General features: G+C 65.2%; 28 protein-coding genes. 21 read left to right on the top strand and 7 right to left on the bottom strand.

Going from position 1 to position 22,498, the window contains the following annotated elements; all coding sequences use genetic code 11:
• Positions 1 to 5: 5 nt before the first annotated feature.
• Genes TRD_RS09375 through TRD_RS09385 form a run of 3 tightly spaced genes read left to right on the top strand, consistent with a single transcriptional unit; the run spans position 6 to position 3,566 of the window.
• Positions 6 to 1,541 (top strand): ABC transporter ATP-binding protein, encoded by a 1,536-nt coding sequence (locus tag TRD_RS09375; protein WP_012643265.1) that lies wholly within the window; start codon positions 6 to 8, stop codon positions 1,539 to 1,541.
• A complete protein-coding gene (locus TRD_RS09380; protein WP_012643041.1) occupies positions 1,538 to 2,710 on the top strand; it encodes an ABC transporter permease in 1,173 nt (390 codons plus the stop codon). Before TRD_RS09375 ends, TRD_RS09380 begins: the two co-directional genes overlap by 4 nt.
• On the top strand, positions 2,688 to 3,566 hold the full coding sequence (locus TRD_RS09385) for an ABC transporter permease (protein WP_012642382.1): 879 nt from the start codon (positions 2,688 to 2,690) through the stop codon (positions 3,564 to 3,566). The genes TRD_RS09380 and TRD_RS09385 overlap by 23 nt, the downstream gene beginning before the upstream one ends.
• Positions 3,567 to 3,692: 126 nt before the next feature.
• Here the strand turns inward: TRD_RS09385 and TRD_RS09390 are convergent, their stop codons facing one another.
• Genes TRD_RS09390 through TRD_RS09420 form a run of 7 tightly spaced genes read right to left on the bottom strand, consistent with a single transcriptional unit; the run spans position 3,693 to position 8,083 of the window.
• A complete protein-coding gene (locus tag TRD_RS09390) occupies positions 3,693 to 4,370 on the bottom strand; it encodes a flagellar biosynthetic protein FliO (RefSeq protein WP_041437201.1) in 678 nt (225 codons plus the stop codon).
• Positions 4,370 to 4,756, bottom strand: a complete 387-nt coding sequence (gene fliN, locus TRD_RS09395; protein ID WP_012642560.1) for a flagellar motor switch protein FliN — start codon at positions 4,754 to 4,756, stop codon at positions 4,370 to 4,372. Before fliN ends, TRD_RS09390 begins: the two co-directional genes overlap by 1 nt.
• Positions 4,732 to 5,736 (bottom strand): flagellar motor switch protein FliM, encoded by a 1,005-nt coding sequence (locus tag TRD_RS14995; RefSeq protein WP_012643169.1) that lies wholly within the window; start codon positions 5,734 to 5,736, stop codon positions 4,732 to 4,734. The genes fliN and TRD_RS14995 overlap by 25 nt, the downstream gene beginning before the upstream one ends.
• Before the next feature lie 10 nt (positions 5,737 to 5,746).
• Positions 5,747 to 6,292: a flagellar basal body-associated FliL family protein gene (locus TRD_RS09405; RefSeq protein ID WP_012642710.1), complete on the bottom strand. Its 546-nt coding sequence runs from the start codon at positions 6,290 to 6,292 to the stop codon at positions 5,747 to 5,749.
• 15 nt (positions 6,293 to 6,307) lie between these two features.
• Complete coding sequence (locus TRD_RS09410; protein WP_012642752.1) at positions 6,308 to 7,021, bottom strand: OmpA/MotB family protein; 714 nt, start codon at positions 7,019 to 7,021, stop codon at positions 6,308 to 6,310.
• A 6-nt stretch (positions 7,022 to 7,027) separates the two neighbouring features.
• Entirely contained in the window at positions 7,028 to 7,831 is an 804-nt protein-coding gene (locus TRD_RS09415) for a flagellar motor protein (protein ID WP_012642888.1), read from the bottom strand.
• 21 nt (positions 7,832 to 7,852) lie between these two features.
• Positions 7,853 to 8,083 carry a flagellar FlbD family protein gene (locus tag TRD_RS09420; protein ID WP_012642781.1) on the bottom strand — a complete coding sequence of 77 codons (231 nt, stop codon included), beginning with the start codon at positions 8,081 to 8,083 and terminating at the stop codon, positions 7,853 to 7,855.
• Positions 8,084 to 8,326: 243 nt separating this feature from the next.
• On the opposite strand from TRD_RS09420, the gene fliP reads away from it, so the two are divergent.
• From fliP to TRD_RS09505, 18 genes are all read left to right on the top strand, one after another.
• Complete coding sequence (gene fliP / locus TRD_RS09425) at positions 8,327 to 9,142, top strand: flagellar type III secretion system pore protein FliP (protein ID WP_012643151.1); 816 nt, start codon at positions 8,327 to 8,329, stop codon at positions 9,140 to 9,142.
• Positions 9,143 to 9,152: 10 nt separating this feature from the next.
• Positions 9,153 to 9,422, top strand: coding sequence for a flagellar biosynthesis protein FliQ (fliQ, locus tag TRD_RS09430; RefSeq protein WP_012642525.1), 270 nt, complete (start codon positions 9,153 to 9,155; stop codon positions 9,420 to 9,422).
• Positions 9,423 to 9,431: 9 nt separating this feature from the next.
• Complete coding sequence (gene fliR, locus TRD_RS09435) at positions 9,432 to 10,214, top strand: flagellar biosynthetic protein FliR (protein WP_012642975.1); 783 nt, start codon at positions 9,432 to 9,434, stop codon at positions 10,212 to 10,214.
• A 3-nt stretch (positions 10,215 to 10,217) separates the two neighbouring features.
• Positions 10,218 to 11,309, top strand: coding sequence for a flagellar biosynthesis protein FlhB (gene flhB / locus TRD_RS09440; RefSeq protein WP_012642432.1), 1,092 nt, complete (start codon positions 10,218 to 10,220; stop codon positions 11,307 to 11,309).
• Positions 11,310 to 11,328: 19 nt separating this feature from the next.
• Positions 11,329 to 13,404: a flagellar biosynthesis protein FlhA gene (gene flhA / locus TRD_RS09445; protein ID WP_012643014.1), complete on the top strand. Its 2,076-nt coding sequence runs from the start codon at positions 11,329 to 11,331 to the stop codon at positions 13,402 to 13,404.
• 3 nt (positions 13,405 to 13,407) lie between these two features.
• Positions 13,408 to 14,409: a flagellar biosynthesis protein FlhF gene (locus tag TRD_RS09450; protein WP_012643145.1), complete on the top strand. Its 1,002-nt coding sequence runs from the start codon at positions 13,408 to 13,410 to the stop codon at positions 14,407 to 14,409.
• Positions 14,410 to 14,543: 134 nt separating this feature from the next.
• Positions 14,544 to 14,813: a hypothetical protein gene (locus TRD_RS09455; protein ID WP_041437204.1), complete on the top strand. Its 270-nt coding sequence runs from the start codon at positions 14,544 to 14,546 to the stop codon at positions 14,811 to 14,813.
• A gap of 17 nt (positions 14,814 to 14,830) precedes the next feature.
• Positions 14,831 to 15,619: a FliA/WhiG family RNA polymerase sigma factor gene (locus tag TRD_RS09460; protein ID WP_012642784.1), complete on the top strand. Its 789-nt coding sequence runs from the start codon at positions 14,831 to 14,833 to the stop codon at positions 15,617 to 15,619.
• The gene (locus TRD_RS09465; RefSeq protein ID WP_143714750.1) at positions 15,616 to 15,999 is read left to right on the top strand and encodes a transmembrane sensory transduction histidine kinase for metal resistance; all 384 of its coding nucleotides are present in this window, start codon (positions 15,616 to 15,618) and stop codon (positions 15,997 to 15,999) included. The genes TRD_RS09460 and TRD_RS09465 overlap by 4 nt, the downstream gene beginning before the upstream one ends.
• Positions 16,000 to 16,003: 4 nt before the next feature.
• The gene (locus TRD_RS09470) at positions 16,004 to 16,705 is read left to right on the top strand and encodes a hypothetical protein (RefSeq protein ID WP_012642757.1); all 702 of its coding nucleotides are present in this window, start codon (positions 16,004 to 16,006) and stop codon (positions 16,703 to 16,705) included.
• Positions 16,702 to 17,448: a flagellar hook-basal body protein gene (locus tag TRD_RS09475; RefSeq protein WP_012642403.1), complete on the top strand. Its 747-nt coding sequence runs from the start codon at positions 16,702 to 16,704 to the stop codon at positions 17,446 to 17,448. Before TRD_RS09470 ends, TRD_RS09475 begins: the two co-directional genes overlap by 4 nt.
• A gap of 11 nt (positions 17,449 to 17,459) precedes the next feature.
• On the top strand, positions 17,460 to 18,239 hold the full coding sequence (locus TRD_RS09480; RefSeq protein WP_012643216.1) for a flagellar hook-basal body protein: 780 nt from the start codon (positions 17,460 to 17,462) through the stop codon (positions 18,237 to 18,239).
• A 114-nt stretch (positions 18,240 to 18,353) separates the two neighbouring features.
• On the top strand, positions 18,354 to 18,665 hold the full coding sequence (gene flgM, locus TRD_RS09485) for a flagellar biosynthesis anti-sigma factor FlgM (RefSeq protein WP_012643113.1): 312 nt from the start codon (positions 18,354 to 18,356) through the stop codon (positions 18,663 to 18,665).
• Positions 18,666 to 18,680: 15 nt separating this feature from the next.
• Positions 18,681 to 19,076: a hypothetical protein gene (locus TRD_RS13780; RefSeq protein WP_012642569.1), complete on the top strand. Its 396-nt coding sequence runs from the start codon at positions 18,681 to 18,683 to the stop codon at positions 19,074 to 19,076.
• A gap of 69 nt (positions 19,077 to 19,145) precedes the next feature.
• Entirely contained in the window at positions 19,146 to 20,552 is a 1,407-nt protein-coding gene (flgK, locus tag TRD_RS09490; protein ID WP_012643143.1) for a flagellar hook-associated protein FlgK, read from the top strand.
• A gap of 28 nt (positions 20,553 to 20,580) precedes the next feature.
• Complete coding sequence (gene flgL, locus TRD_RS09495; protein WP_012642392.1) at positions 20,581 to 21,456, top strand: flagellar hook-associated protein FlgL; 876 nt, start codon at positions 20,581 to 20,583, stop codon at positions 21,454 to 21,456.
• Positions 21,457 to 21,476: 20 nt separating this feature from the next.
• The gene (gene fliW / locus TRD_RS09500; protein WP_012642750.1) at positions 21,477 to 21,905 is read left to right on the top strand and encodes a flagellar assembly protein FliW; all 429 of its coding nucleotides are present in this window, start codon (positions 21,477 to 21,479) and stop codon (positions 21,903 to 21,905) included.
• 12 nt (positions 21,906 to 21,917) lie between these two features.
• Positions 21,918 to 22,157 carry a carbon storage regulator gene (locus tag TRD_RS09505; RefSeq protein WP_012642729.1) on the top strand — a complete coding sequence of 80 codons (240 nt, stop codon included), beginning with the start codon at positions 21,918 to 21,920 and terminating at the stop codon, positions 22,155 to 22,157.
• Positions 22,158 to 22,498 lie beyond the last annotated feature (341 nt).

Consider the following 22,498-nt stretch of genomic DNA (forward strand, 5'->3'; position numbering starts at 1 on the left):
CGACGATGGGTGGGGACGGAGCTGGGCGCATCGTGTTGGAAGCGCGGGGGATCACCAAGCGCTTCGGAACGGTCGTCGCCAACGATCACGTCGATCTCACCATCCGGGCTGGCGAACTCCACGCCATTCTCGGCGAGAACGGCGCCGGCAAGACAACGCTCATGCGTATCCTCTTTGGTGAACTCCAGCCGGACGAGGGAGAACTTTACCTGAACGGGCAGCGTGTCCACTTCCGCAGCCCGCGCGATGCGCTCCGCCAGGGGATCGGAATGGTTCACCAGGAACGGAAGCTGATCCCAGCGCACACCGCGTTAGAAAACATCGTGCTGGGCCACCCCAAGACGCGACCGATCCTGAACTTGAAAGAGGCCGAGCGTGACGTGCAGGCTCTCTGCGAGCGCTACGGTTTCCGCATCCCGCTACATGCCAAGGTCTGGCAACTCTCGGAGGGTGAGAAACAGATCGTCGAGATCATCAAGGAACTCTACCATGGTGCGCGCATTTTGATCCTGGACGAGCCGACCTCCGTGCTGTCCCCACCGGAGATCGTCAAGCTACTGGAATCGCTCACCAAGATGGCCAAGGAAGACCTGGCCGTCATCCCCTTCATCACGCACAAGCTCCCAGTCGTGCTGGAGTACTGTGACCGGGTCACCATTTTGCGTCGCGGCCGCGTCGTGGCGGAGATGGAGACGCGCCAAGCGACCGAGCAAACGCTGGCTTCAGCGATGGTGGGGCGCGAGGTCATGCTCCAGCTGGAGCGGGTCGAGGTGCCTCTCGGTGAGCCGGTCGTGCAAGTGCAGGACCTGTGGGTACGCGACGACCGTGGCCTCTTCGCCGTGCAAGGACTTTCCTTCGAGATCCGCACGGGCGAGATCTTCGGCATCGCCGGTGTGGCGGGAAACGGCCAAGAGCCGCTGGCGGAAGCATTGGCTGGCCTGCGACCGGTCGAGAGAGGCTCGATCACGCTGAGTGGGCGAGACATCACGCGAGCACCGGTGCTTGAGCGCTGGCGGCAGGGACTGGGCTACATCCCCACCGAGCGGCGCGACGTCGGATCGATCCCGAACTTTTCGCTGGTCGACAACGTGCTGCTCAATTATCACTTCGAGCCGGAGTTCTCGCAGTGGGGCGTGCTTGCGACTGGTCGGGCTCGCGCGCTGACGGAGCGGATCCTCCAGGAATACAGCGTGGTCGCGGCTGGACCGGATGCGCCGGCTCGCTCGCTCTCCGGTGGGAACCTGCAGAAGGTGATCCTGGGGCGGGTTCTCTCGCGCCGGCCGCGTTTTCTCATCGCTTGTCTGCCGACACATGGGCTGGATGTGGGAGCAGCCGAGTTCGTCCAGCAACGCCTGCTGGACGCCAAACGGGAAGGAATGGCGATCCTGTTGATCTCGGAAGACTTGGACGAGATCCTGGCGCTCAGCGACCGGATCGCGGCCATCTACGAAGGACAGTTCACCGGCATCGTATCCGCACGCGAGGCTACCAAGGAACTCGTCGGTGAGCTGATGGCTGGACTGCGACGGGAGCGCGTATGAGGGCAGTCATCGGAAATTACACGATACGGATCGAGCGACGCGCTGACCTGCGCTGGTGGCATACGGTCGTGGCCTCGGTTCTCGCGATCCTCGTTTCCCTCTTCCTGGTCGGTTTTGCCTTCCTTCGGGCCGGAGCCGACCCGCTCGAGGTCTATCGGGAGATCATCGCTTACGCGTTCGTGAGCTCCTTTGGTTTGCCACAGACGATCAACCGGGCAACTTTCGTCCTGCTGGCCGCCTTCGCATTGATCGTGCCGCTGCGGGCCGGCCTTTGGAACATCGGGATGCCTGGGCAGCTGTATGCCGCGACGCTCGCGGCCTTCGGGGTCGCCTACGCCTTCGGTGCCAAGGCATCGGTGAACGCTCAGCTCAACGGAGCGATCGTCATCCCACTGATGGTCATCGCGGGTCTGATCGCGAGCGGACTGTACGGAGCGATCGCGGGATTCCTGCGCGGGCGTCTCCAAGTGAACGAGATCGTCACGACCATGATGCTCAACTGGGCTATGCTGTGGATCGTCGCCCACATGATCCGCGAAGGTGGCCCCTTCATGGGTCGAACAGCGGAAGGCGAGGGCTTCACCTTGCCCACTGCGATCCGCATGCCTCAGATACTGGGGCTGCCGCTGACCGTTTATGCGGCGGTGCTCCTCGCGCTCGTCTTGACCTGGTTCCTGGCCAAGACGACGTTGGGCTATCGCATCAGGACGTTCGGGGAGAGCCCCCGCGCAGCCGAGTACGCGGGGATCGACGCGACTCGGATCAGTACTCTCGTCTTCGTCCTGGGCGGCATGTTCGCTGGACTCGCGGGTCTCCATTACTTCACTGGCGTGCCGGGGGTTTACAAGATTCCCAAGAACTACGGTGAGTTCGCCGATTTCAGCTTCTACGGCTTGATCACCGGATTGATCGCACGCAATAACCCGATCGCTGCCATTCCGGTGGCGATCCTGTTCGGCGGCGTTTCGGGTGGAGCGCGTTTCATGCAGGGCAAGCTCCGCCTGGCCTTCGGGATCGATTACGCTCTGCTCGGTGTGTTGATGATCATGATGGTCGCCTTCCAGGCGTTGGCACAGTATTCGGTGCGGATCGAGCGGGCGGTGACCGCGCCTGCTCGGCAGGTGGGGCTGGAGAGGGGCGAGAGCCGTGTCGAGTCTCCTCGTCATTAGTCTCGCAGCGGCGGCTGTTTTCGCCATCGCAGCGCTCGGGGAACTGCTCGAGCAGCGGGCAGGAATCCTGAACGTGGGCCTCGAGGGTGTGATGCTTCTCAGTGGGACCTTCGGCTTCATCGCTGCCAAAACGAGCGGGAGCTACCTCCAAGGGTTCACGATCGCCATCCTGACTGGTGCGCTGGTCGGGCTCCTGCACGGCTTCTTTTCCATCACTCTGGGGAGCAATCAAGTCGTCAATGGGATGGCGATCTGGATTCTCGGCTTCGGGCTCACGACGTACATCGGCTATCCCTACACCGGGCCGCTGGGGCTCAAACCGTTCCCGACCCTCGGCGGGCTTCCCACGTTCTTCGTCGTAGCGCTGGTGCTGGCGGTCGCCATCTGGTTTCTCCTCTTCAAGACGCACCTCGGGCTCAAGCTCCGCTCGGTCGGTGAAAATCCCTCCGTCGCGGAGGCATCGGGCATCTCCGTCACGGGGATGCGCTATTTGGCAGCCGCGCTGGCCGGTATGCTGGTCGGGCTGGGGGGTGCCGTTTACTCGCTCGTCTACAACCCGGTGTGGAGCTACAACTATTTGCAGGGCTGGGGATTCATCGCACTGGCACTGGTCTTCTTCTCGCTCTGGAACCCGTTCCTGGTCGTCGTCGGCGCGATTTTCTTCGGGATCCTCTGGCAGCTTTCGCTCTATCCGGAACTCCTGTTCCCGAACATCTTCTCGCGCTACATCTGGCGAGCGATGCCGTTCATCATCACGATCCTCGTCTTCATCCTGCTTTCCACTCGCTGGTTCCGTCTCCGCTGGGGCGCGACCAAGCCGGAGGCACTGGGGATCGCCTACGAGCGTCAGGGCTGACCAGAACTGCTTCGGTCCGAGCGGGGCGGGCGAGCGCGTACGAATCGCCCGCCTTTTTGCGCCGATTCGACATGTTCGCAGGGAATCCAGCAACCAGCGCTCAGCGCGCCCGGCACCCTTTTCCCATCACTGCTTGGCCGATTCGGCTGACTCGGGGACGAAGCCGAAGCGCTGAACCGGCTCTGGGCCGGGGGATGCTGACCTGGTCTCCTCGGGTGTCGATTCCAGGACGCGCCACGATCGCGGTAGCCGAGACTGCAGGAGATCGCGGAAAGGCGGGACGATGGCTTGGGCGAGAGGCGAAGTCGCGCGCTGCTCGCGCAAGAGGGCGATCTCGTCCGGTCGCAGCTCCCCGAGGAGCGAGAGGCCGGCATGCCCAGCCCCGACCAGGAGAAAGCGTTCGCCCACCCGGACGATATGGATCACACCGCTGCCCGCCAGCGACAACGTATCGACCAGTTCCAAGAGCTGGGACTGCGAGACGCTCGCGGCGACGCGGCGGTTGAGTGAGCGAAGGACGCGGATCGTGGCATAGGCAGCGACGACGACGATCACGGTCGGGACGAGCATCGCCGCGAAGAGATCCCAGAGCGAACCACCAGGTGAGGCACCGGTTGGCTGCTCGGCCAACTCCGCATAGCCGCGTGCGAGGAACTCGCCGGCGGGAGCAGTCGGGGCCGGTGCGGCCGGGCCCGGCGAACGGGTGACTGACCAGGCCAGACCGGCGAGGAGGGCGAACAGGAAGACGAACGCGAGGACGGCCCACTGGCGAGGGAGACGGGAGAGGAGAGGTAGACGAGGCATCACGTGCCGCCACCCTCCGCCAGCCGCTTCTCGGGCGAGACGATCTCGGTGATGCGGACGGCGAACTTTTCGTCGACGACCACGACCTCGCCGCGAGCGATCAGCGTCTTGTTGATGGTCAGCTCAACCGGCTCACCAGCGAGGCGATCGAGTTCGACGACCGAACCGGGCCGCAGACCGAGGATGTGCTTGATGCGCATGCGAGCCGAACCGAGTTCAGCAGTCAGCTCGACTTCCACGTCACGCAAGAAATCGATGCCCTGGCGACCGTTGCCGATCGGCTGATCGCGCAGGTCGACGAAGCGCGCCTCCTGGATCGGGGTTTCGGGAGGCCGAACCGAGCTGGGCTCCTGGCCGCGGTTCAGGGTGTCGTCACGGTCGGCCATAGGGCAGTGCCTCCTTCCTGATCGAGCTCCTCGTCGCGTGGCCAATCCTCGGTGAGCGTCCCAGCGATGCGTATCGCGAGGGAACGCCCACGCTGGCCAGGAAACGCATAGAAGCATGGCTCGTTCTCGACATAGACTGCGAGGGGAAACGAGACGTCCTGGTCGAGCACGAGGACATCGCCAGGTTCCAGTGCCAGCAGTTCCCGCACGGTGAGGCGGGCGCGACCGAGCTCCACTCGTAACTGGAGCGAGACTTCCTCGAGTTGCGCCATGAGATCGGCGATCACCTGAGGAGAGGTCGCGCGCCGGGGATTGGCAAAGAGGACCCGAGCATTGAGACGGGGCAGGACCGGCTCGAGCGTCGAGGCGGGGAGGACGACCGTGAAGGTCCCCTCGCTTTCGAACAAGCGCACCTGGTGCTGGACGAGCAAAACGATCTCGCTCGGCATCATGCCCTGGATCTGCTGGCCGGAGAGGACGACTTCACACGGCTGAGGCTGGAGACGGATCACCTGTTCCCACGCAGCTGCCAACTCACCGAAAAGGCCGTTCCCGAGTTCCCGGAGGAGCAGCAGCTCGATCTCGGTGATCGTCGTCGCCGTGAAAGGCGGGCGCTCCTCGCCGGCACCCCCGAGCATGCGGTCGACGAGGCGCGAAGCAGTCGCGAAGTCGATTTCCAAAACGATGCGGCCGACGAGCGGCTCGAGCTCAGCTATGCAGAGGACGACCTGTGAAGGCAGGCGATCCAGGTAATCGCCGAGCGTCGTCTGCTCGATTGGACCCAGTTCGCAGTGAACCGCCGAGCGGACCTGGGCAGAGAGATAGTTGGAGGCGAAACGGTCGAAGGCTTCGTGGATGCTCTGGATGGACCGGATATGGTCTTTGGAGAACTTATCCGGACGACGGAAATCGTAGGGAATCGGCTTGCCGCGTTCGCGGCGAGCGGCTCGTGTCGTCGGTCGGGTACGACTGAGCGACATGCGAGCCTCCTCACTGGATCACGAACTGCGTGAGATAAACCTCGGTAATTTTGTAGTCACCGAAAGCTGGCTGGAGCTTCTCGCGGAGTTCGTCCTTGAGGTGTTCTTTCCCTTCGAGTGTCGCGAGTTCGTCGACGGTCTTGGACGTAAGCACCATCGTCAAGGTGTCCTGGATTTTGGGCCAGGAGTGCTCCAGCTCAGCGCGCAGCGGATCGGTGCTGCCACCGCCACCACCATGACCGCCGCCTCCGCCTGCGGCGGTGAGACGCTCGTAGGTTTTCTGGTCGACGGCGACTTCCACGACGATCTCCGTCTTGAGATAGCGATAGCCACCGGGGTCAGCCAGGTTGACGATCCGCTCGCCGAGCGAGACGGTGAGATGCTGCTCGGCCGGTGCTGCCGACTTCCCCCCGTCCCCGGACTGGTTGATCGTGATGTTGAGGACGAAGGGCGCTGCACCGGCGCCACCGAGGAGAAAGAAACCGGCACCAGCGACCACCAGAACGAGCGGAATCACGAGCAGCAGAAGTCGTTTTGAGAGTAACCGCTTGATCATCCCCGTCTCCCTCGATCACGGGCCGCCGAGTGTCGGCTGGACGATCACGATATCGACTCGCCGGTTCTTGCGTCGTCCTTCCACCGTTTCGTTGGAGGCCCGAGGCCGAAACTCGCCATAGCCAGCGGCACTGAGGCGTTGGGGCGGCAAGCCAGCCACATCGGTGAGATACCGCACCGTGTTGACGGCACGCATAGCCGAAAGCTCCCAATTGTCCGGGTACGAGCCGGGCGGAGGCGGAGTACTGTCAGTATGCCCCTCGACGCGGATCGGGTTCGGCAAAGGCTCGATGATGGCCGCGATCCCGTCCAACACGCGCTGGGCCTCGGGACGGAGCTCGGCCTGTCCGGGTGGAAAGAGGATCGCATCGGAGAGATGGATGACGATCCCTTCGCTCGTCAGCTCGACCTCCGCACCCTGCCGGTCGAGGCCGAGCCGAGTGAAGAGGGAAGCCACTTGCGCGCGGACACTCAGGTACGCATTGAAGCGGGGATCCTGCTCGAGAGGCGTGACCATCGACTGGCCAGGTGGTGGAGCAGTGAGCACATCTAGATTGAAGGCAGCCCGTAACGAACTAGCCACCTGACGGAACTTGGCCAGGTCGGCCTGCGAGATCGAGTACATGACGACGAAGAAGATGAGCAACAGCGTGATGAGATCGGCATAGGTGATGAGCCAGCGCTCCAGGTTCTCGTGCTCGCCTTCATGATGCCGCTGGCGTCGAGCCATGGCCGATCACTCCCCACCCGGCGCCATCGCCCGAGCACCGGCGGGAGCGGCCTTCGGCTCGGTCGCGCGCGCTTGCGGCGGAAGGTGCACGAGGAGCTTTTCGCGGAGCATGCGCGGGTTCTCGCCGGCCTGGATACCCAGGATACCCTCGATGATGAGCTGCCGCTCGGCCACTTCTTCCTTGCTGCGCAGCTTGAGCTTGTTGTGGAGAGGAAGCCAGAGCAAGTTGGCGGTCGCCACACCATAGAGCGTGGCCAGGAAAGCGACTGCGATCGCCGGGCCGAGCGATTCTGGATCTTTGAGCGAACTCAACACGTGCACCAGACCCATGACCGTTCCGATGATGCCCATGGTGGGTGCGAAACCGCCCATCGTCTGGAAGATGCCGTACCCACGAGCGTGACGCTGCTCCATCGCTTCGACATCGGCCCAGAGGATCTGCTCCGTCAGCTCAGCGTCGGTGCCGTCGACGACCAGCATGATCCCTTTCTTCAGGAAGGGATCTTCGATCGGATGGTTCTCGAGGGCGAGAAGGCCGTCACGGCGGGCGATCTCGGCCAGCTTGACGATCTCTTCGACGAGTACAGCGCGACGGTCGGGCGGGGTCTTGATCGCCTTCATGATGAGCTTGGGAAGGCCGAGCATGTCCTTGAGACCGTAACTCGTGAGCGTCGCACCGAACGTCCCGCCGAAGATGATCATGTAGGCAGTGATACCGATCAGGGACGAGAGATGTCCGCCTTCCATGACGAAGGCGAGAATGAGCGCGCCGAAACCGAGCACGATCCCCAGTATGGTGGCGAGATCCATCCTGGCTGCTCCTCCCGTCCCTCAATCGTCGTGCTCAGCGCGAGGGAGTAGGCCACGCACCGCGTCCGGTTGCCCGCCGAGCCCCCGTCGATAGGCCAGCACGCGGTCGATGACCTCATCGACCGGCTCGCGGACCATCAGGCGACGCCGGGTCACGAGAACGATGACCGTCTCGGGCACAGCCTCGACCATTTCGATGAGTTCGGCATTGACGACGACCCGGCTTCCGTCCAGCCGCGTGACCGTGATCATGACTTGTCCCTACTCGGCACCATGCTCGCGTGGTGCCGCACTGAGCATTTCGGCAGAACGAGCCAGCGTGCTCGCCAGCCAAAAAGTCCTAGACACCCTGTCCCTCGGCACTATCCGGACACCGACCCACGCACCCTAGGGGAAAAGGACGAGCGTCCCGCCGCAAAACCCGACAGGCTCCCGATGCAGCTGGCTCGGCGGATGCACTAGGGTGCGCTCGTGGAAACGGTCCACAGGAGAAGCGTGGAGCGAACCATGCGGGACGAGGCGCGACTGCGAGCGAGCGAACCGAAGGGACCACTGCGGTGGGGGGCGCTCGCCGCTGGTGTCCTGGGAGCGATGGCGAGCAGCGCCTGCGCCTTCCAGGCAACGATGGGCTCCACCCAGATCCAGGTGCAGAGCCAAGGAGGAAACAGCACCGGCAACCCGGTCGCAGCAGGCCTGGAACTAGTCTTCTTGCTGACGCTGGTCAGTCTGCTGCCGACGATCCTGATCGTGATGACCTCGTTCACGCGGATCGTGATCGTGCTCTCCTTCGTCCGCTCGGCGATCGGCGTACCGCAACTTCCGCCGAACCAGGTCCTGATCGGGCTGGCACTCTTCCTGACCGTATTCGTCATGGCTCCGACTTGGCAAGCGGTCAACCGCGATGCACTCCAACCGTACCTGCGGGGCGAGATCAACCAGCGGACAGCACTGGAGCGCGGGCTGCAGCCGCTGCGCACCTTCATGTTCCGACAGACACGGGAGCGCGACATCGCGCTCTTCATGAGCCTCGGCAATTTGCCGCGCCCGCGGACACCGGAGGATGTCCCGACCTGGGTGCTGGTCCCCGCCTTCATCCTGAGCGAGCTGAAGACTGCGTTTACCATGGGATTCGTCCTCTTCATCCCCTTCCTGGTCATCGATTTGATCGTCTCCAGCACGCTGATGGCGATGGGGATGATCATGGTTCCGCCGGTCGTCATCTCGTTACCGTTCAAGCTATTGCTCTTCGTCATGGTGGACGGTTGGGACCTTCTCGTCCGCTCCCTGGTCGTCAGCTTCGGCACTGGTTAGGAGACGGTGGATGAACGAGGCACTGCTGCTCGAATTGGCGCGGGCTGCGATCACGACCACACTGTTGGTTTCGGCTCCTATCCTGCTCACCATCCTGGTCGTCGGGCTTCTGGTGAGCGTGCTCCAGGCGGTCACCCAAGTCAATGAGCAGACACTGGTTTTCATCCCGAAGATCGTGATCACCTTCCTGATCCTGCTCTTCGCGGGATCGTGGATGGGGCGCCAGCTGGCGACACTGGCGACCGAGCTGTTCCTGCTCTTGCCGGCATTGCGTCGCTGAGGATCGCTCATGGAGGTCACGACACCCCTCATCCCGAGCTCGATCGCGCTGTTCGTCCTGGTGGTCACCCGGGTCGGGCTCGTGCTCTCGCTGCTTCCCGGGTTCGGAAGCCAGGCCGTGCCGCTGCCCGCCCGCGTCGCGCTGGCCGTCGTCCTGGCGCTGGCACTGGTCCCATTCGTCCCGACCGATGCCAGCGGGCTCAGCGATCCGACCGTCTTCGCGGTCGCCTTGGCCCGCGAGTTGGTGACAGGGCTGGCACTGGGATTGGCGGTGGCCGCTGTCTTCGCTGCGGTGGAGATGGCGGCCTCGCTCATCGGCTACCAACTCGGCTTCGGATTGGCGGCGACGTTCAACCCGGCCTTCGGGATGCAGGGCACAGCCCTGAACACGCTCTACTTGGCCTTGGCAGCACTGGTCCTCTTCGGCACGAATGGGCACCACCAACTGGTCGGAGCGCTGGCCCGCAGCCTGATCCTGCTGCCTCCGGGAGCAGCCGCTCCCGACGTCGATACCCCCCGTGCGGTCATCGCGCTGACCGGCGCCATGTTCAGCGATGCGCTCCGGATCGGGCTCCCGATCGCTGGCTCGCTCCTGGTCGCGGACATCGGGCTGGGGCTGCTCAACCGCATGGTGCCCCAGATGAGCGTCTTCTTCGTCGGACTTCCGGCCAAGATCCTGCTCGGTTTTCTCGTCCTGTTGCTCTCGCTTCCTTTTCTTTTGCAGATCCTGGTGCACGTCTCGACCGATGGCCTCCTGAACGTTCTGACGCGCGTGATCTTGGCAGCGAGGTGAAGGATGGCGAGCGAGCGCACCGAGCGCGCCACACCGCGCCGGCGCCAAGAAGCCCGCAAGCGTGGGCAAGTCCCGCGCAGTGCGGACCTGACCTCGGCGCTGGTCCTGTTGGCCGGGGCTTTCTTCCTCCCATGGTACGCTGGTGCAGCGGGACAGACCCTCTGGGACTATCTCGAACGCGCCTTCAGCGGTCCCTTGCCGCGCGATCTCACTGGGCCGGACATCGTCGCGCTGGCTTGGGCGAGCGGGGCGACCGTTCTGAAGCTCGCGCTCCCCATCCTCGGGCTCTTCGCCGCGGTCGGCGTGGCCAGCACACTGGTGCAAGCGGGCTTCGTCTTCGCACCAGCGGTGCTCAAACCGGACTGGCGACGGATCGATCCGATCGCCGGCTTCCAGCGACTGTTCTCCCGACGAGGCCTCTTCGAGACGGGCAAGGCGCTTCTCAAGATCGCTATCGTTCTCGCAGTGACGTATCCGCTCATCCAACGGGATCTGCCGCGCTACGCCGATCTGACCGGTGCGGAACCAGCGGCTATCGCGCAGGCGATCGGGCAGAGCATGCGCGATCTGGCAGTGCGGGTCGGCGCGGCCTATCTGGCACTGGCGATCCTGGACTACGGGTTCCAGCGCTGGGACCTGGAGCAACGTTTGCGGATGACCCGCCACGAACTCAAGGAAGAACTCCGACAAACGGAGGGAGATCCCGAGATCAAGGCGCGGATCCGGCGCCTGCAGCGGCAGATGGCGATGCGCCGGATGATGGCACAAGTTCCCAAAGCGACGGTGGTGGTGACCAACCCGACCCACCTGGCAGTCGCCTTGCGGTACGAGCCGCGCAGCATGCGTGCGCCAGTCGTGGTGGCCAAGGGAGCAGGGGCAGTCGCCGAGCGGATCACCGCCATCGCGCGGCAGCACACGATCCCGGTCCTCCGCAACCAGCCACTGGCGCAGGCGCTCTATCGGACCGTCGAGGTGGGCCAGGAAATCCCGATCACGCTCTACGAAGCGGTGGCCGACATCATCGCCTACGTCTACCGGTTGCGCCGGGCCAGCGCGCCGGTCCAGAGCGAGACGCCGCCGACGAGCGTTTCGTGACGGGTTGAAGGGAGAAACGATGGCGAGCACGCCGACAGTCAGCGGAAACCGCGCAGAGCCGGTGAGCGGCATCCGGCGACTCGTCCGCTACAGCGACGTCGCCCTGGCTGCGGGCGTGGTGGCGATCGTCGCCCTGATGATCTTGCCGGTTCCCGCCCACGTCCTCGATATCTTGATCACGACCAATATCGCACTGGCCCTGACGATCCTCCTAGTCTCGCTGTACATCCACGAACCACTCCAGTTCTCGGCTTTCCCGACGGTTCTCCTCCTCGCCACGCTCTTCCGGCTCGCGCTCAACATCACCTCGACCCGCTTGATCCTGCTGCAGGGGAACGCTGGTGAGGTGATCAACGCGTTCGGTCGCTTCGTGGTAGGCGGCAACTACGTGGTGGGGATCGTCGTCTTCGTGATCCTGGTGGTGATCCAGTTCGTGGTGATCACCAACGGGGCGGGGCGCGTGGCGGAAGTGGCTGCACGCTTCACCCTGGACGCGATGCCCGGCAAGCAGATGTCGATCGATGCCGACCTCAATGCCGGCCTCATCACCGAGGAGGAGGCACGGCGTCGACGGCAGGAGATCGCGCGCGAAGCCGACTTCTACGGCGCGATGGACGGTGCCAGCAAGTTCGTCAAGGGGGACGCCATCGCGGGCATCGTGATCATCCTCATCAACATCCTGGGTGGTATCGCCATCGGCGCGCTGCAGCGCGGCCTTTCGCTCGGCGAGGCGCTGCGCACCTACGCCCTGCTGACCGTCGGGGACGGTTTGGTCTCGCAGATCCCCGCCCTGCTGATCTCCACGGCGACCGGCATCATCGTGACGCGCAGTGCCTCGGATGCCAATCTGGGACTGGATCTGGCGCGACAGATCTTCAGTGCTCCCCGGGCGCTGGCGATCGCTGGTGTCCTGCTGGCTGTCCTGGGACTGGCGCCAGGCTTGCCGGCCCCACCGTTTTTCCTCGGGGCGGTCGGGATGCTGGGTGCAGCGCTGGCCCTGCGGCAACCGGCCCGACCGGCAGCAGCCGAGATCCCGCCGCCAGCGAGCGAGACCGAGGAGGCGATGCCGGAGGTGGCACCGGTCGATCCGCTGGAACTGGAGATCGGCTACGGACTGATCCCGCTGGTCGATCAAGCAGCTGGTGGACAGCTGTTGCGGCGGATCACGCTCTTGCGCAAGCAGATCGCACAAGAACTGGGGTTCGTCATGCCGACCGTGCGCATCCGGGACAATCTGACCCTGCGGCCGAACGAGTACCGCATTCTGGTGCGTGGAATCAAGGCTGGGGAGGGCGAAGTCTATCCGGACCGACTGATGGCGATGAGCACGACCGGTGAACCGCCGCAGCTGGAGGGGATCGCGGCGCGTGAACCGGCCTTCGGTCTCCAGGCAGTGTGGATCGCCGAAGGACAACGCGCGGCAGCCGAAGCGCAGGGCTACGCAGTGGTCGATGCCGCCTCGGTGATCACGACGCATTTGAGCGAAGTGGTGCGCCGTCACGCAGCACAACTGTTGCGCCGCCAGGACGTGCAACGGCTGCTGGATAGTGTCCGGCGCGAGCACCCGGCGGTGGTGGACGAACTCGTCCCGCATCTCCTCTCGCTGAGCGAGGTGCACCAGGTGCTGCAGCGCCTCCTCGAGGAGCAGGTCCCGATCCGCGACCTCGTCACCATCCTGGAAGTGCTGGGGAACCATGCCCGCTCCGTGCGCACCGTGCATGTCCTCGCCGAGCATGTCCGGCATGCTTTGGCAGCTGCCATCACCCAGCAGTACGTGGCAGCGGACGGCACGCTGGGCGCGCTGGTACTGCATCCTGACCTGGCGACGCAGCTCCAGGAATCGATCCATCACGGTGAGGATGGGCCACAACTGGCGCTGCCACCGGAGCGCTTGCAGGCATTGCTGAGCGCTGTAGCCCAGGAGATGGAGCGCGTGGCGGCTCTCGGTTATCAGCCGGTGCTGCTCGCGCCAGCCAGCCTGCGGGCTGCCCTGAGTCGCACACTCCGCCGCTCCTTGCCGAACCTGGCAGTCCTGGCTTACCACGAGGTCGCACCTGGAATCCGCGTCCAGATTTTGGGAACCGTGAGGGGGTAAGTCATGCTGGAGGCACGCACCTACCGGGCAGAATCGATCCAAGCCGCGCTCCTCTTGGCCAAGGCGGAACTCGGGCCGGATGCCGTCATCTTGGACGTGCGTCACCTCGAACCGCGTCATCTCCTCGGCGGGCCAGCCGTCGTGGAACTCGTGGCTGCACCGGGGTCGCCTGCAGTCCAACGCGGCCCGGGAACGCCGGGAATCCCGGCGATCCCAGCGATCGGTGATCCGGTCGTCCTGGGGCTGACAGCGCTCGGGTTGAGTCCACGCTTCGCGGCGGAACTGGTCCAGGCTTACCGGCAAGGGAAGGGTCCGAGCCGCGATCTCCGTCGAGTACTGGCCGCTCGGATTGCGGAGTACATCACGGTGGCGCCGTGGTTACCGCTCGGGGGACGCATGATCCTGGCGCTCGTCGGCCCGACCGGTGTCGGCAAGACGACGACGGCGCTGAAGCTCGCGGCGGCAGCTCGAACCGATGGCTTCGCGGTGCAACTCATCAGCTGCGGGGGCGACGAAGCGCACGACGCGCGCAGCGAGACACTGGCGCGGAGCTTCGGCCTCCCCTTCACCCGCGCGGCGAATGGGGTCGAACTCCAGCGGGCACTCCGGATGACGAGCGGCCAGCTGGTCCTGATCGACACGGCAGGGGCGAACCCGTTCGATCCGCGCGCCATCGCGGCGCTGGAGGGAGTTCTGGCCAGCGAGCACGTGATCGTCGCGCTGACGCTCTCCGTCGGAGGCGACCTGGAAGAAACGCTCGAAGCGGCGCGCCGTTATGCGCCGCTGCGTCCTCGGGCTCTCATCCTGACCAAGCTCGACGAGACCCGGCGCCCGGGACTGGCCCTGGGCCTGGCTGAACGGCTGGCGCGTCCCCTGTTGGCGCTCACCACCGGCACCCGGATTCCCGACGACCTGGTGAGCGCTTCGACACCGGCGCTGACCGAGCTCGCTGCCTGGACGCTGGAGCGCCTGGAACGACGAGCCGCCGTTCGTCCCCCGTCCTAGGACCGACGCACTGCCTGTCCTAGGACGCCCGCACTGCGCGCTTTGGGTCGGGCAGGGCTGGGCTGGTCGATGGTCGAGAGGTTAGGGTGAACGATGCAGGGGTGGGACGCACGACCACTCGAGAGGGTACCCGGATGCAGGACGCAAAGCAGTCCAAGCCATTGACGATCCGGCCACTGATCCTCCTCTCCAGCATCGCGGCATTCCTCGTGGTGTACCTCGGGGGCATCCTGCGCGGGCAGTCGCTGATCTGGGTCGCGGTCAGCAGCGCGAGCGCACTCGTCCTGGTGCTGATCGCTGGGCTCATCATCGAGCGCTTGCTCGCGAGTTCGAGCGAACCGGAAGAGGCTGCAGCGATCTACGAGCGCTCGCCCGCCAGAAGCGAGCAGCGTGAGACCTCGTGAGCCGAAAGGGCCGGCCGATGGCGATCCCGGCACGCCAAGAAGGAAGGCTTCGCCAGCGGCTCCGCCGCATCGAGGCCCGTGACGACACACGTGCGCAACTCGTCGAGCAGTACGCACCGCTCGTCAAGTACGTGGTCGACCGCCTGCGACTCTCGCTGCCCCCGAGCGTGGAGCGGGACGACCTCATCGGCTACGGGACGATCGGTCTCCTGGAGGCGCTGGACCGGTTCGATGACACGCGGGGGGTGAAGTTCGAGACCTACGCAGCGATGCGGATCCGCGGGGCCATCCTCGATGCGCTGCGCACGCTCGATATCGTCCCGCGGAGTGCCCGCAGCCGGGCACGCCAGATCGAGCAGGCGACCCGGGAGTTCTTCGCCGAGTACGGGCGGATGCCTAGCGAGAACGAACTGGCCGACCATCTCGGCATGACCACGACCGAACTGCAGCAGGCGATCAGTGACGCTGCCTGCCTTTTCCTCCCGCTGCAAGCGAGCGAGGATCCGGACACGCTCACGCTCGAAGAGCAACTCGCTGACCCCAATGCGCTGGAGCCGGGCGAGGTCGCTGCCGAAGAAGATCTCAAGCAGCGGATCGCTGCCGCACTGGCCACGCTGAGCGAGCGCGATCGCCTGATCGTCTCGCTCTACTACTACGAGGACCTCACCATGCGGGAGATCAGCCAGCTGCTCGGCATTTCCGAATCACGGGTGAGCCAGATCCTCAACCGAGTGCGGTTGCAGCTGCGCGCCCTGTTGCGCGAGCGTGGCGTCGGTCTGGACGACCTGGAACCGGGGGCGAGATGAGTTTCGGGCTTATGGAGATGCAGGTGGTGGCGCTCATCGGACTCCTGGCGATCGCCTCGCTGACCGCCTGGAGTTCAGCGACCCTCTGGCGACGGCAGCGGAAGCTGGAAGAACTGGTCAGCGAACTCGCGGCTTCGCTCGGGCAGCGATCGGGAGAGGGAGAACTGGCTCCCCGTACCGACGAAGGAGAGGACCAGCTCCCCGGTCTCGCCGATCTGGTGGCCTCGCTGAAGGCGGCTGATCGGCAAACGGTGGAAGACCTGTTGCGCACGCCGGTCGATCTCCCACGGGCCACGGCGATCGAGGTCGATCGACCGACAGAGCGAGCAGCGCGCTTCGGTTTTCCCTCGCGGAGCCACCCGCAAGGATGGGAGGCTTGACGCCGTGCGGTGGGTGGACGGGAGAAGCGTTCTGGAGGAGCCGGAGACGATCCTGGGTCGCGAGCGGACGCGGGTGGTGATCGAGCCGGTCCTGACCGGCTGGCATCTTCTGATCACTAGTCTCCTCCTGGCCATTGCGCTCTGGCTGTGGGTGAGCGAGCGACTCCAGGCCGAAGCGTTTCCGGTGCGCGTGATACTCTCCTATGTGCCGACCGTGAGTACCTGGGGACCATCGCAGGCGACCGGCGTCGCCCTCATCACGTTCAGCGAAGGGGACGTGCGGGCTGATTTCGTCGATCTTCCAGTCCTGGATGGCGGAAACCGTTACGCGCTGTGGCTCATGCGGTCGAAGACCAAAGAAGCCTTTCTCCTCGGGAAGTTCGATGCCAAGGAGCTTCCGGTCACGCACGTCGACCTGCTCCTGCCGGACCCGATTCCGGAGGATGGGTGGGACATGCTCCTGGTTACCGTCGAACCGGAACCGGACCCTGACCCTGGCCCGGACAGTCGCTGGGTCCTGGTCGGTGCCCTACCCGGCACGCCGGTCGAACTGGAGCTCATGCCACCGGCGCTGCCACAAACTGGAGAGGTGCGGCACGATGGAGCGACACCACCGCTCGTGCTGGCCAATCTGATGGTGCTGATCCTCCTGGGGTTGCTACGCCCCTGGCGGCCGGCCCCGGCAGAAGCGAGGAGAGCACGATGATCCGCACGATCTACCAAGCAGCGGCTGGAATGATGGCGCAGTTCGCGCGCCAGCTGACGCTCGCAACAAACCTGGCGAACATCGAGACACCCGGATACCGGCAGCAAGAGAGCACGATCCGGGACTTTCAACAGATGTTCCTCCTGCGGCTCGGCCGAGGGGAGGCGAGTCCGATCGGCACGCTCTCGACCGCCGTCCGCTGGGACAAGCCGCTGGTCGATCTGCGCCAGGGCTCGCTGATCGAGACCGGGCGCCCGCTCGACCTGGCTCTGGCCGGTCGTGCCTTCTTCGCAATCCAGACGCCGGACGGCGTGGAATACACGCGGGACGGACGCTTCCAGCTCGATGCCCAGCGACGCCTGGTCACGGCGGACGGTCATCCGGTACTCGGAGAGCAGGGGCCACTGGTGCTGCCTGCGGGAGACATTTGGGTCGAACCGGACGGCACGATCCTGGTGGGGGAGCAAGTGGTGGGGAGACTGCTCCTGGTCGAATTTCCGCCGGACGCACAGTTCGAGCCGGTGGCAGGGAACCGGTATCGAACCGACGCGACCGGAGCCCCCTCTGAGACCACTGGCGTCAGCCAGGGTTTTCTAGAAGCCTCGAACGTCGATCTGACCCAGACGTTGACCGACATGCTGGCAGCCACGCGCAGTTACCAGCTGGCAGCACGGTCGCTGCAGCTGGCAGACGAGACGCTCCGCTTGGCCGTCAACTCGGTCGGTCGGGTGAATCAAGGATGAGGTGACGAGCGATGGAAGCGTTGTACTTCCCGGCGGTCAGCGGCGTGCGAGCGCAGCAGGTGCGACTGGATACGATCGCGCACAACCTGGCCAACTTGGAGACGGACGGCTTCAAGGCGGCGCGCGCCGACTTCACCGCGGTCCCGCCACAGGAATACCGGGTGGCTCGAGCTGGCGAGGCGCCGCTGGGGCCGGTGCCGATCGGATCCGGTGTCGAGCTTTCCGCGACGACACGCCAGTTCACGCTGGGACCAGTGGAGGTCACCGGCGATCCGTTCGATCTGGCGCTGGCTGGACCGGATACGTTCGTGGCGACGGAGCTTCCAGACGGGACCACTGCTTTTCGGCGCAGTGGCCGCCTGAGCATCGATGCGACCGGCCGGCTGGTGTTCGAGGACGGGAGTCTCCTCCAGCCCCCGCTCGTCCTGCCGGCAGGAGCACAGCTCGATCGGATCGCACCGGACGGAACCGTCTTCGTGCGAGCCGCCGGGAGCGGCGATGCCCAGCCGATCGGGCGATTGGAACTGGTGCGCTTCCCGAACCCTCAGGGTCTCCTGGCCGCGGGACAGGGACGTTGGATCGCGACCGAGGCAGCCGGACAACCGGAAACCGGAGCACCGGGGGAGGGGAACTGGCCTCCAGTGCTGAGCGGGGTGCGCGAACATTCCAACGTCGATCTCGTCGATCAGATGACGCAGCTCATCATGGCGCAACGGGCGTACACGGCCAACCTGCGCTCCTTGCAAACGATCGACGAACTGATCGAGATCGCGACGCGGCTGCGGCAGTAGCGTTGGGGAAAAGAGGTCACGGCACGACCCCTTCAGAAGAAGGCGCGGCCTGCCGATAGACTGGAATGAGCGGCGAGCCAGCGCCGCACGTGACCAGAGACCGAGGAAGGAACGATGGTCAACCAAGTCGGACACGTCTGGCACGATCCCTCGGTCCAGCGGGTGGAGACACCGGAGCAGCAGCACGCTCGCCAACCGGTGACGCCGCCGAGCCGTCCAGATCGCCCGCAGCAGGCCGCGGAAGTGGCCCCGGAACTCCAGGAAGTCCAGCGGGCGATCGAGGTCGTTCGGCAAGCACCGGATGTCCGCGAGGGACGAGTGGCCGCGATCCGCAAGCTGCTGGAAGCTGGCAAGTACCAGGTTCCGCTGGCAGCGGTGGCGGATCGCATCGCTGCCGACTTGCGGCCCACGCTGGACAGCGAGTAACGGCCGGGGGGTCACATGGGGAAACGAACACCGGGGCACGGGGCGAGCGATGACCTCGCCGCGATCGGCGAACTGTTGGCCGCGCTCGTCGAGGCGCTCGCAGGCGGCACACCCGAAGAGATCAGCGCACTGGCCCGCATCCTGGAGAGCAAGGCGAGCAGCATCAACCTACCGGCAAGCGATGCTGCCCGGCTGGCGGCGATCGCGACCTTGCGAACCCGGGCGGCGCTGCTGGTCGAAACGCTGTTCGCAACGACCGATTGCTTCCTCAGCGAGGCGATCGCTGTCCAGGCGCGCAGCCAGGGTTACCGGCCGCGCGCCGGAGCCTGGCGGACAGTGGGTGACCTGACCGGCGAGATCGGCATCCGCGCGAACGGGGCACGTTCGGGGCTCGCCGAACTGCGCGCCTAGCCTTCAGATGCAGGCCCGAGCTGCCGATCATTCCCAGTAGCAGAGCGACGCGGGAAGGCAGGCACGAGGATGGTCTTCCGGGCACTGGAGACAGCGTTCCGCGGGTTGATGGCCCAGCAACGGGTCGTCGATACGGCCAACCACAACATCGCCAACGCCAATACGCCCGGCTTCGCTCGCCAGCGCGTCTCTCTGGTGCCGAGCATGCCGTACACCGTGCCCGCCTTCAATCGCAGCGGACTGGCCGGGCAGGTGGGGACCGGCGTCCTGGTGGCCAGCATCACCCGCGTGCGCGAGTCGGTCTTCGACCTCCAGTATCGGGTGCAATCCCAGGCATTGGGCGAAGCCTCGACGCTGGTCGACGCGTATGCCCAGATCGAGGCGGTCTTCAACGAGCCGACCGAGGCTGGCCTGGGCACGCTCCTCGATCGTTTCTGGCGTGCCTGGCAAGCGGTCGGGAACCAACCGGAGGATCTGGCCGCGCGGGCAGCCCTGGTGCAGGACGCGACGACGCTCGCGACCAACCTGAACCGGATGCGTCGCCAGCTTACGGAGCTGCAGGCCGACACCGTGACCAAGCTGACGCTGCAGGTGAGCGAGGTCAACAGCATCGCCGAGCGACTGGCAAGCCTCAACCAGCAGATCGTGGCAGCACTGGCCACCGGACAGACGCCGAACGACCTCATGGACCAGCGCGATCTCCTATTGGACAAGCTGGCGCGCTTTACCGGCGCCACGATCCGGCCTTTGCCCAATGGGGCAGTCAACATCTACCTGGGCGGGTACCCGCTGGTCGATCAGGATCAGTGGTTCCCGCTCAGCGTGCAGGTGAGCGGAGGCACCGCGAGCGTGCTCTGGCAAGGGACGACGAGCCCGGTAGCGCTCGAACGGGGCTCGTTGCAAGCGTTGCTTCACCTTCACAACGCGGTTCTTCCTGGGCTGGTGCAGAAGCTGGAGGATATCCGCGACGCGCTGGCTAACGAAGTCAACACACTGCACATGACCGGCTATGGCCTGAGCGACCTCCCCGGGCCGCCACCGGGACGCCCGTTCTTCCGGATCACGGCCGGCGGTGAACTCGAAGTCGAGCCGAGCCTGGTGGCCGACCCGCAACTGATCGCGGCCGCCGATGCCCCGGGGGAACCAGGCAACAACGCGATCGCGCGGCAGATCGCCGAGCTGCGCTCCAAGCTGGTTCTCAACAGCGGGACCGCGACGATCAACGATTTCTACAACACGCTGGTGGCCGAGGTGGGCGGGGCCTCGCAGACGGCGCAGGTCACGCGCGACAACCAGCGTGCGCTGGTGGAGGCGATCGACCGGCAACGGCAGGAAATCATGGCGGTTTCCCTGGACGAGGAAATGGCGAACCTGATCAAGTACCAGCAAGCCTATGGAGCAGCGGCTCGAGCGATCACGGCAGTCGACGAGATGCTGGACCGGATCATCAATGGGATGGGCCTCGTCGGGCGCTGAGGCCGAGCGAGTGGAAGGATGACAAGCGATGCGCGTGACGCACGGCATGCTGGTCGACACCTTACTCAAGAACCTTTCCGGGAATCTCGCCCGGATGGAACGGGTCTACCAGCAGATCACCTCGGCCCGACGCATCTCGCGCCCCTCCGACGATCCGGTCGGCACTGCGACCGTCCTGCGACTCGGTTCGGCTGCTCAGGAGATCGAGCAGTATCTGGCCAACGTCGAGCAGGCGCGGACCTGGCTGGATCTCACCGACCAGGCCTTGACCACCATCGGGCAATCACTGCAGCGGGCCCGCGAACTGGTTGTGCAGGCCGCCAACGATACGCTCTCGGCCGATGATCGGCAAGCGATCTGGCAGGAACTCACGGCACTCCAGGAACAGATCGCAACGACCGGGAACTATGCCCACGCCGGGCGATACCTGTTCGCCGGCAGCCTGACGCAGACCGAACCCTTCGACCTTTCGACCGATCCTCCGACCTATCGCGGAAACAGCGACCAGCTCCAGCGACTGATCGACCGCGGGGTCACCATCGACATCAACGTGACGGGCGACACCGCGATCGTGCCGGTCCTCACGGCGATCAAGCAGGCACGTGACGCGGTGGCAGCCAATGATCCGGTTGCAATCCGCTCGCAGCTGGCAGCGATCGATGCGGCGCATACGCAACTCCTGGCAGCTCAGGCCTCGGTGGGTGCACGGGTCAACCGTCTGGAGGCCCAGCGGGATCGCTTGCTGGATGCGCATACCAGCACGCTGCGACTCGCCAGCGAGGCTGGTGATACCGACATGGCGGAGGCGATCACGCGCTTTTCCAAGGAAGAGTTGACGTATCGCGCAGCGCTGCAGGCGGGAGCCCGGGCCATCCAGCCGACGCTCCTCGACTACCTGCGCTGACGAGCGGGAAAGGAGGAGCGATGATCGAGCGGCTACCGGAGACGATGACGGCGAGGAGCAGGCAGGGAGAGCTGATCTTCCCCAACGGTTTGATCGGCTGTCCGACATGGCGACACTTCGCCGTCGAGGAACCAGGGGACCTGCCAGGGCTCTTGCTCTTGCGCTCGCTCGACGAGCCGGGCATCGAGTTCGTCGTGGCACCGGTGGCCGAACTCGTCCCCGACTTTCTCGAGCAACTCGCGCCGAACGATCGGGCTACACTGGCCGCTCTGGGGGTCGGGATTTCCGAGGAGGTCGAACTCTGGGTCACCCTGAGCGTGCACGACGACGGGACGGTGACAGCCAATCTCCTGGGGCCGCTGGTCCTGGACTTCGGGCGAGGGTGCGGAACGCAAGTGGTGCTGGCCGACTCCGGCTGGGGAACGCGGCACCCCCTGGTCACGGAATGAAGGGGCCAGGCGATGCTCGTCCTGACGCGCCGGACAGGCGAAGCGTTCGTCATCGGTGAGGGAATCCGGGTCGTCGTCCTCGCCGTCGAGGGGGAACGGGTCAAGCTCGGGATCGAGGCACCACGCGAGGTCCCAGTGGTGCGCAGCGAGCTCCTGGCGGTAGTCGAGGCAGCCAACCGACAGGCCGCCGGGACACGCACCCAGGTCCTGGAGCGATTGAAGCGGGTCTTCACCAGCACGAGTCGATCCTAGCGGCTGCCTTCCTGACCCAGGACAACCTCGCTGTCGAACCAGCCCCGCAGTGCGTCTCGTCGCTGATCGCAAGGCTGTTGAACGAGGCTCGCACGAGGTGAGCCGGAACCAGTCAGCTCGGTTCGGGTCCGCCGTCATCCAGATGACCGGCGAAGCGCAGCCCCGCATCCGGTAGGAAACGCGGATCGGAGCTCGCTCGGCCATCTCGCTCACGACCGAGCGGCCTGGTCGGCTGGCAGTGGTGAGGAAGCGGCCACTGTCCGACATATCGTGCGACCGGAAGACCCCTCCGTCCGTTCTTTTCATTAGCGCGAGTTCAGGGGAACCGGTGATGACCAGGG

Source organism: Thermomicrobium roseum DSM 5159, assembly GCF_000021685.1.
In the GTDB taxonomy this organism is placed as follows: Bacteria; Chloroflexota; Chloroflexia; order Thermomicrobiales; family Thermomicrobiaceae; genus Thermomicrobium; species Thermomicrobium roseum.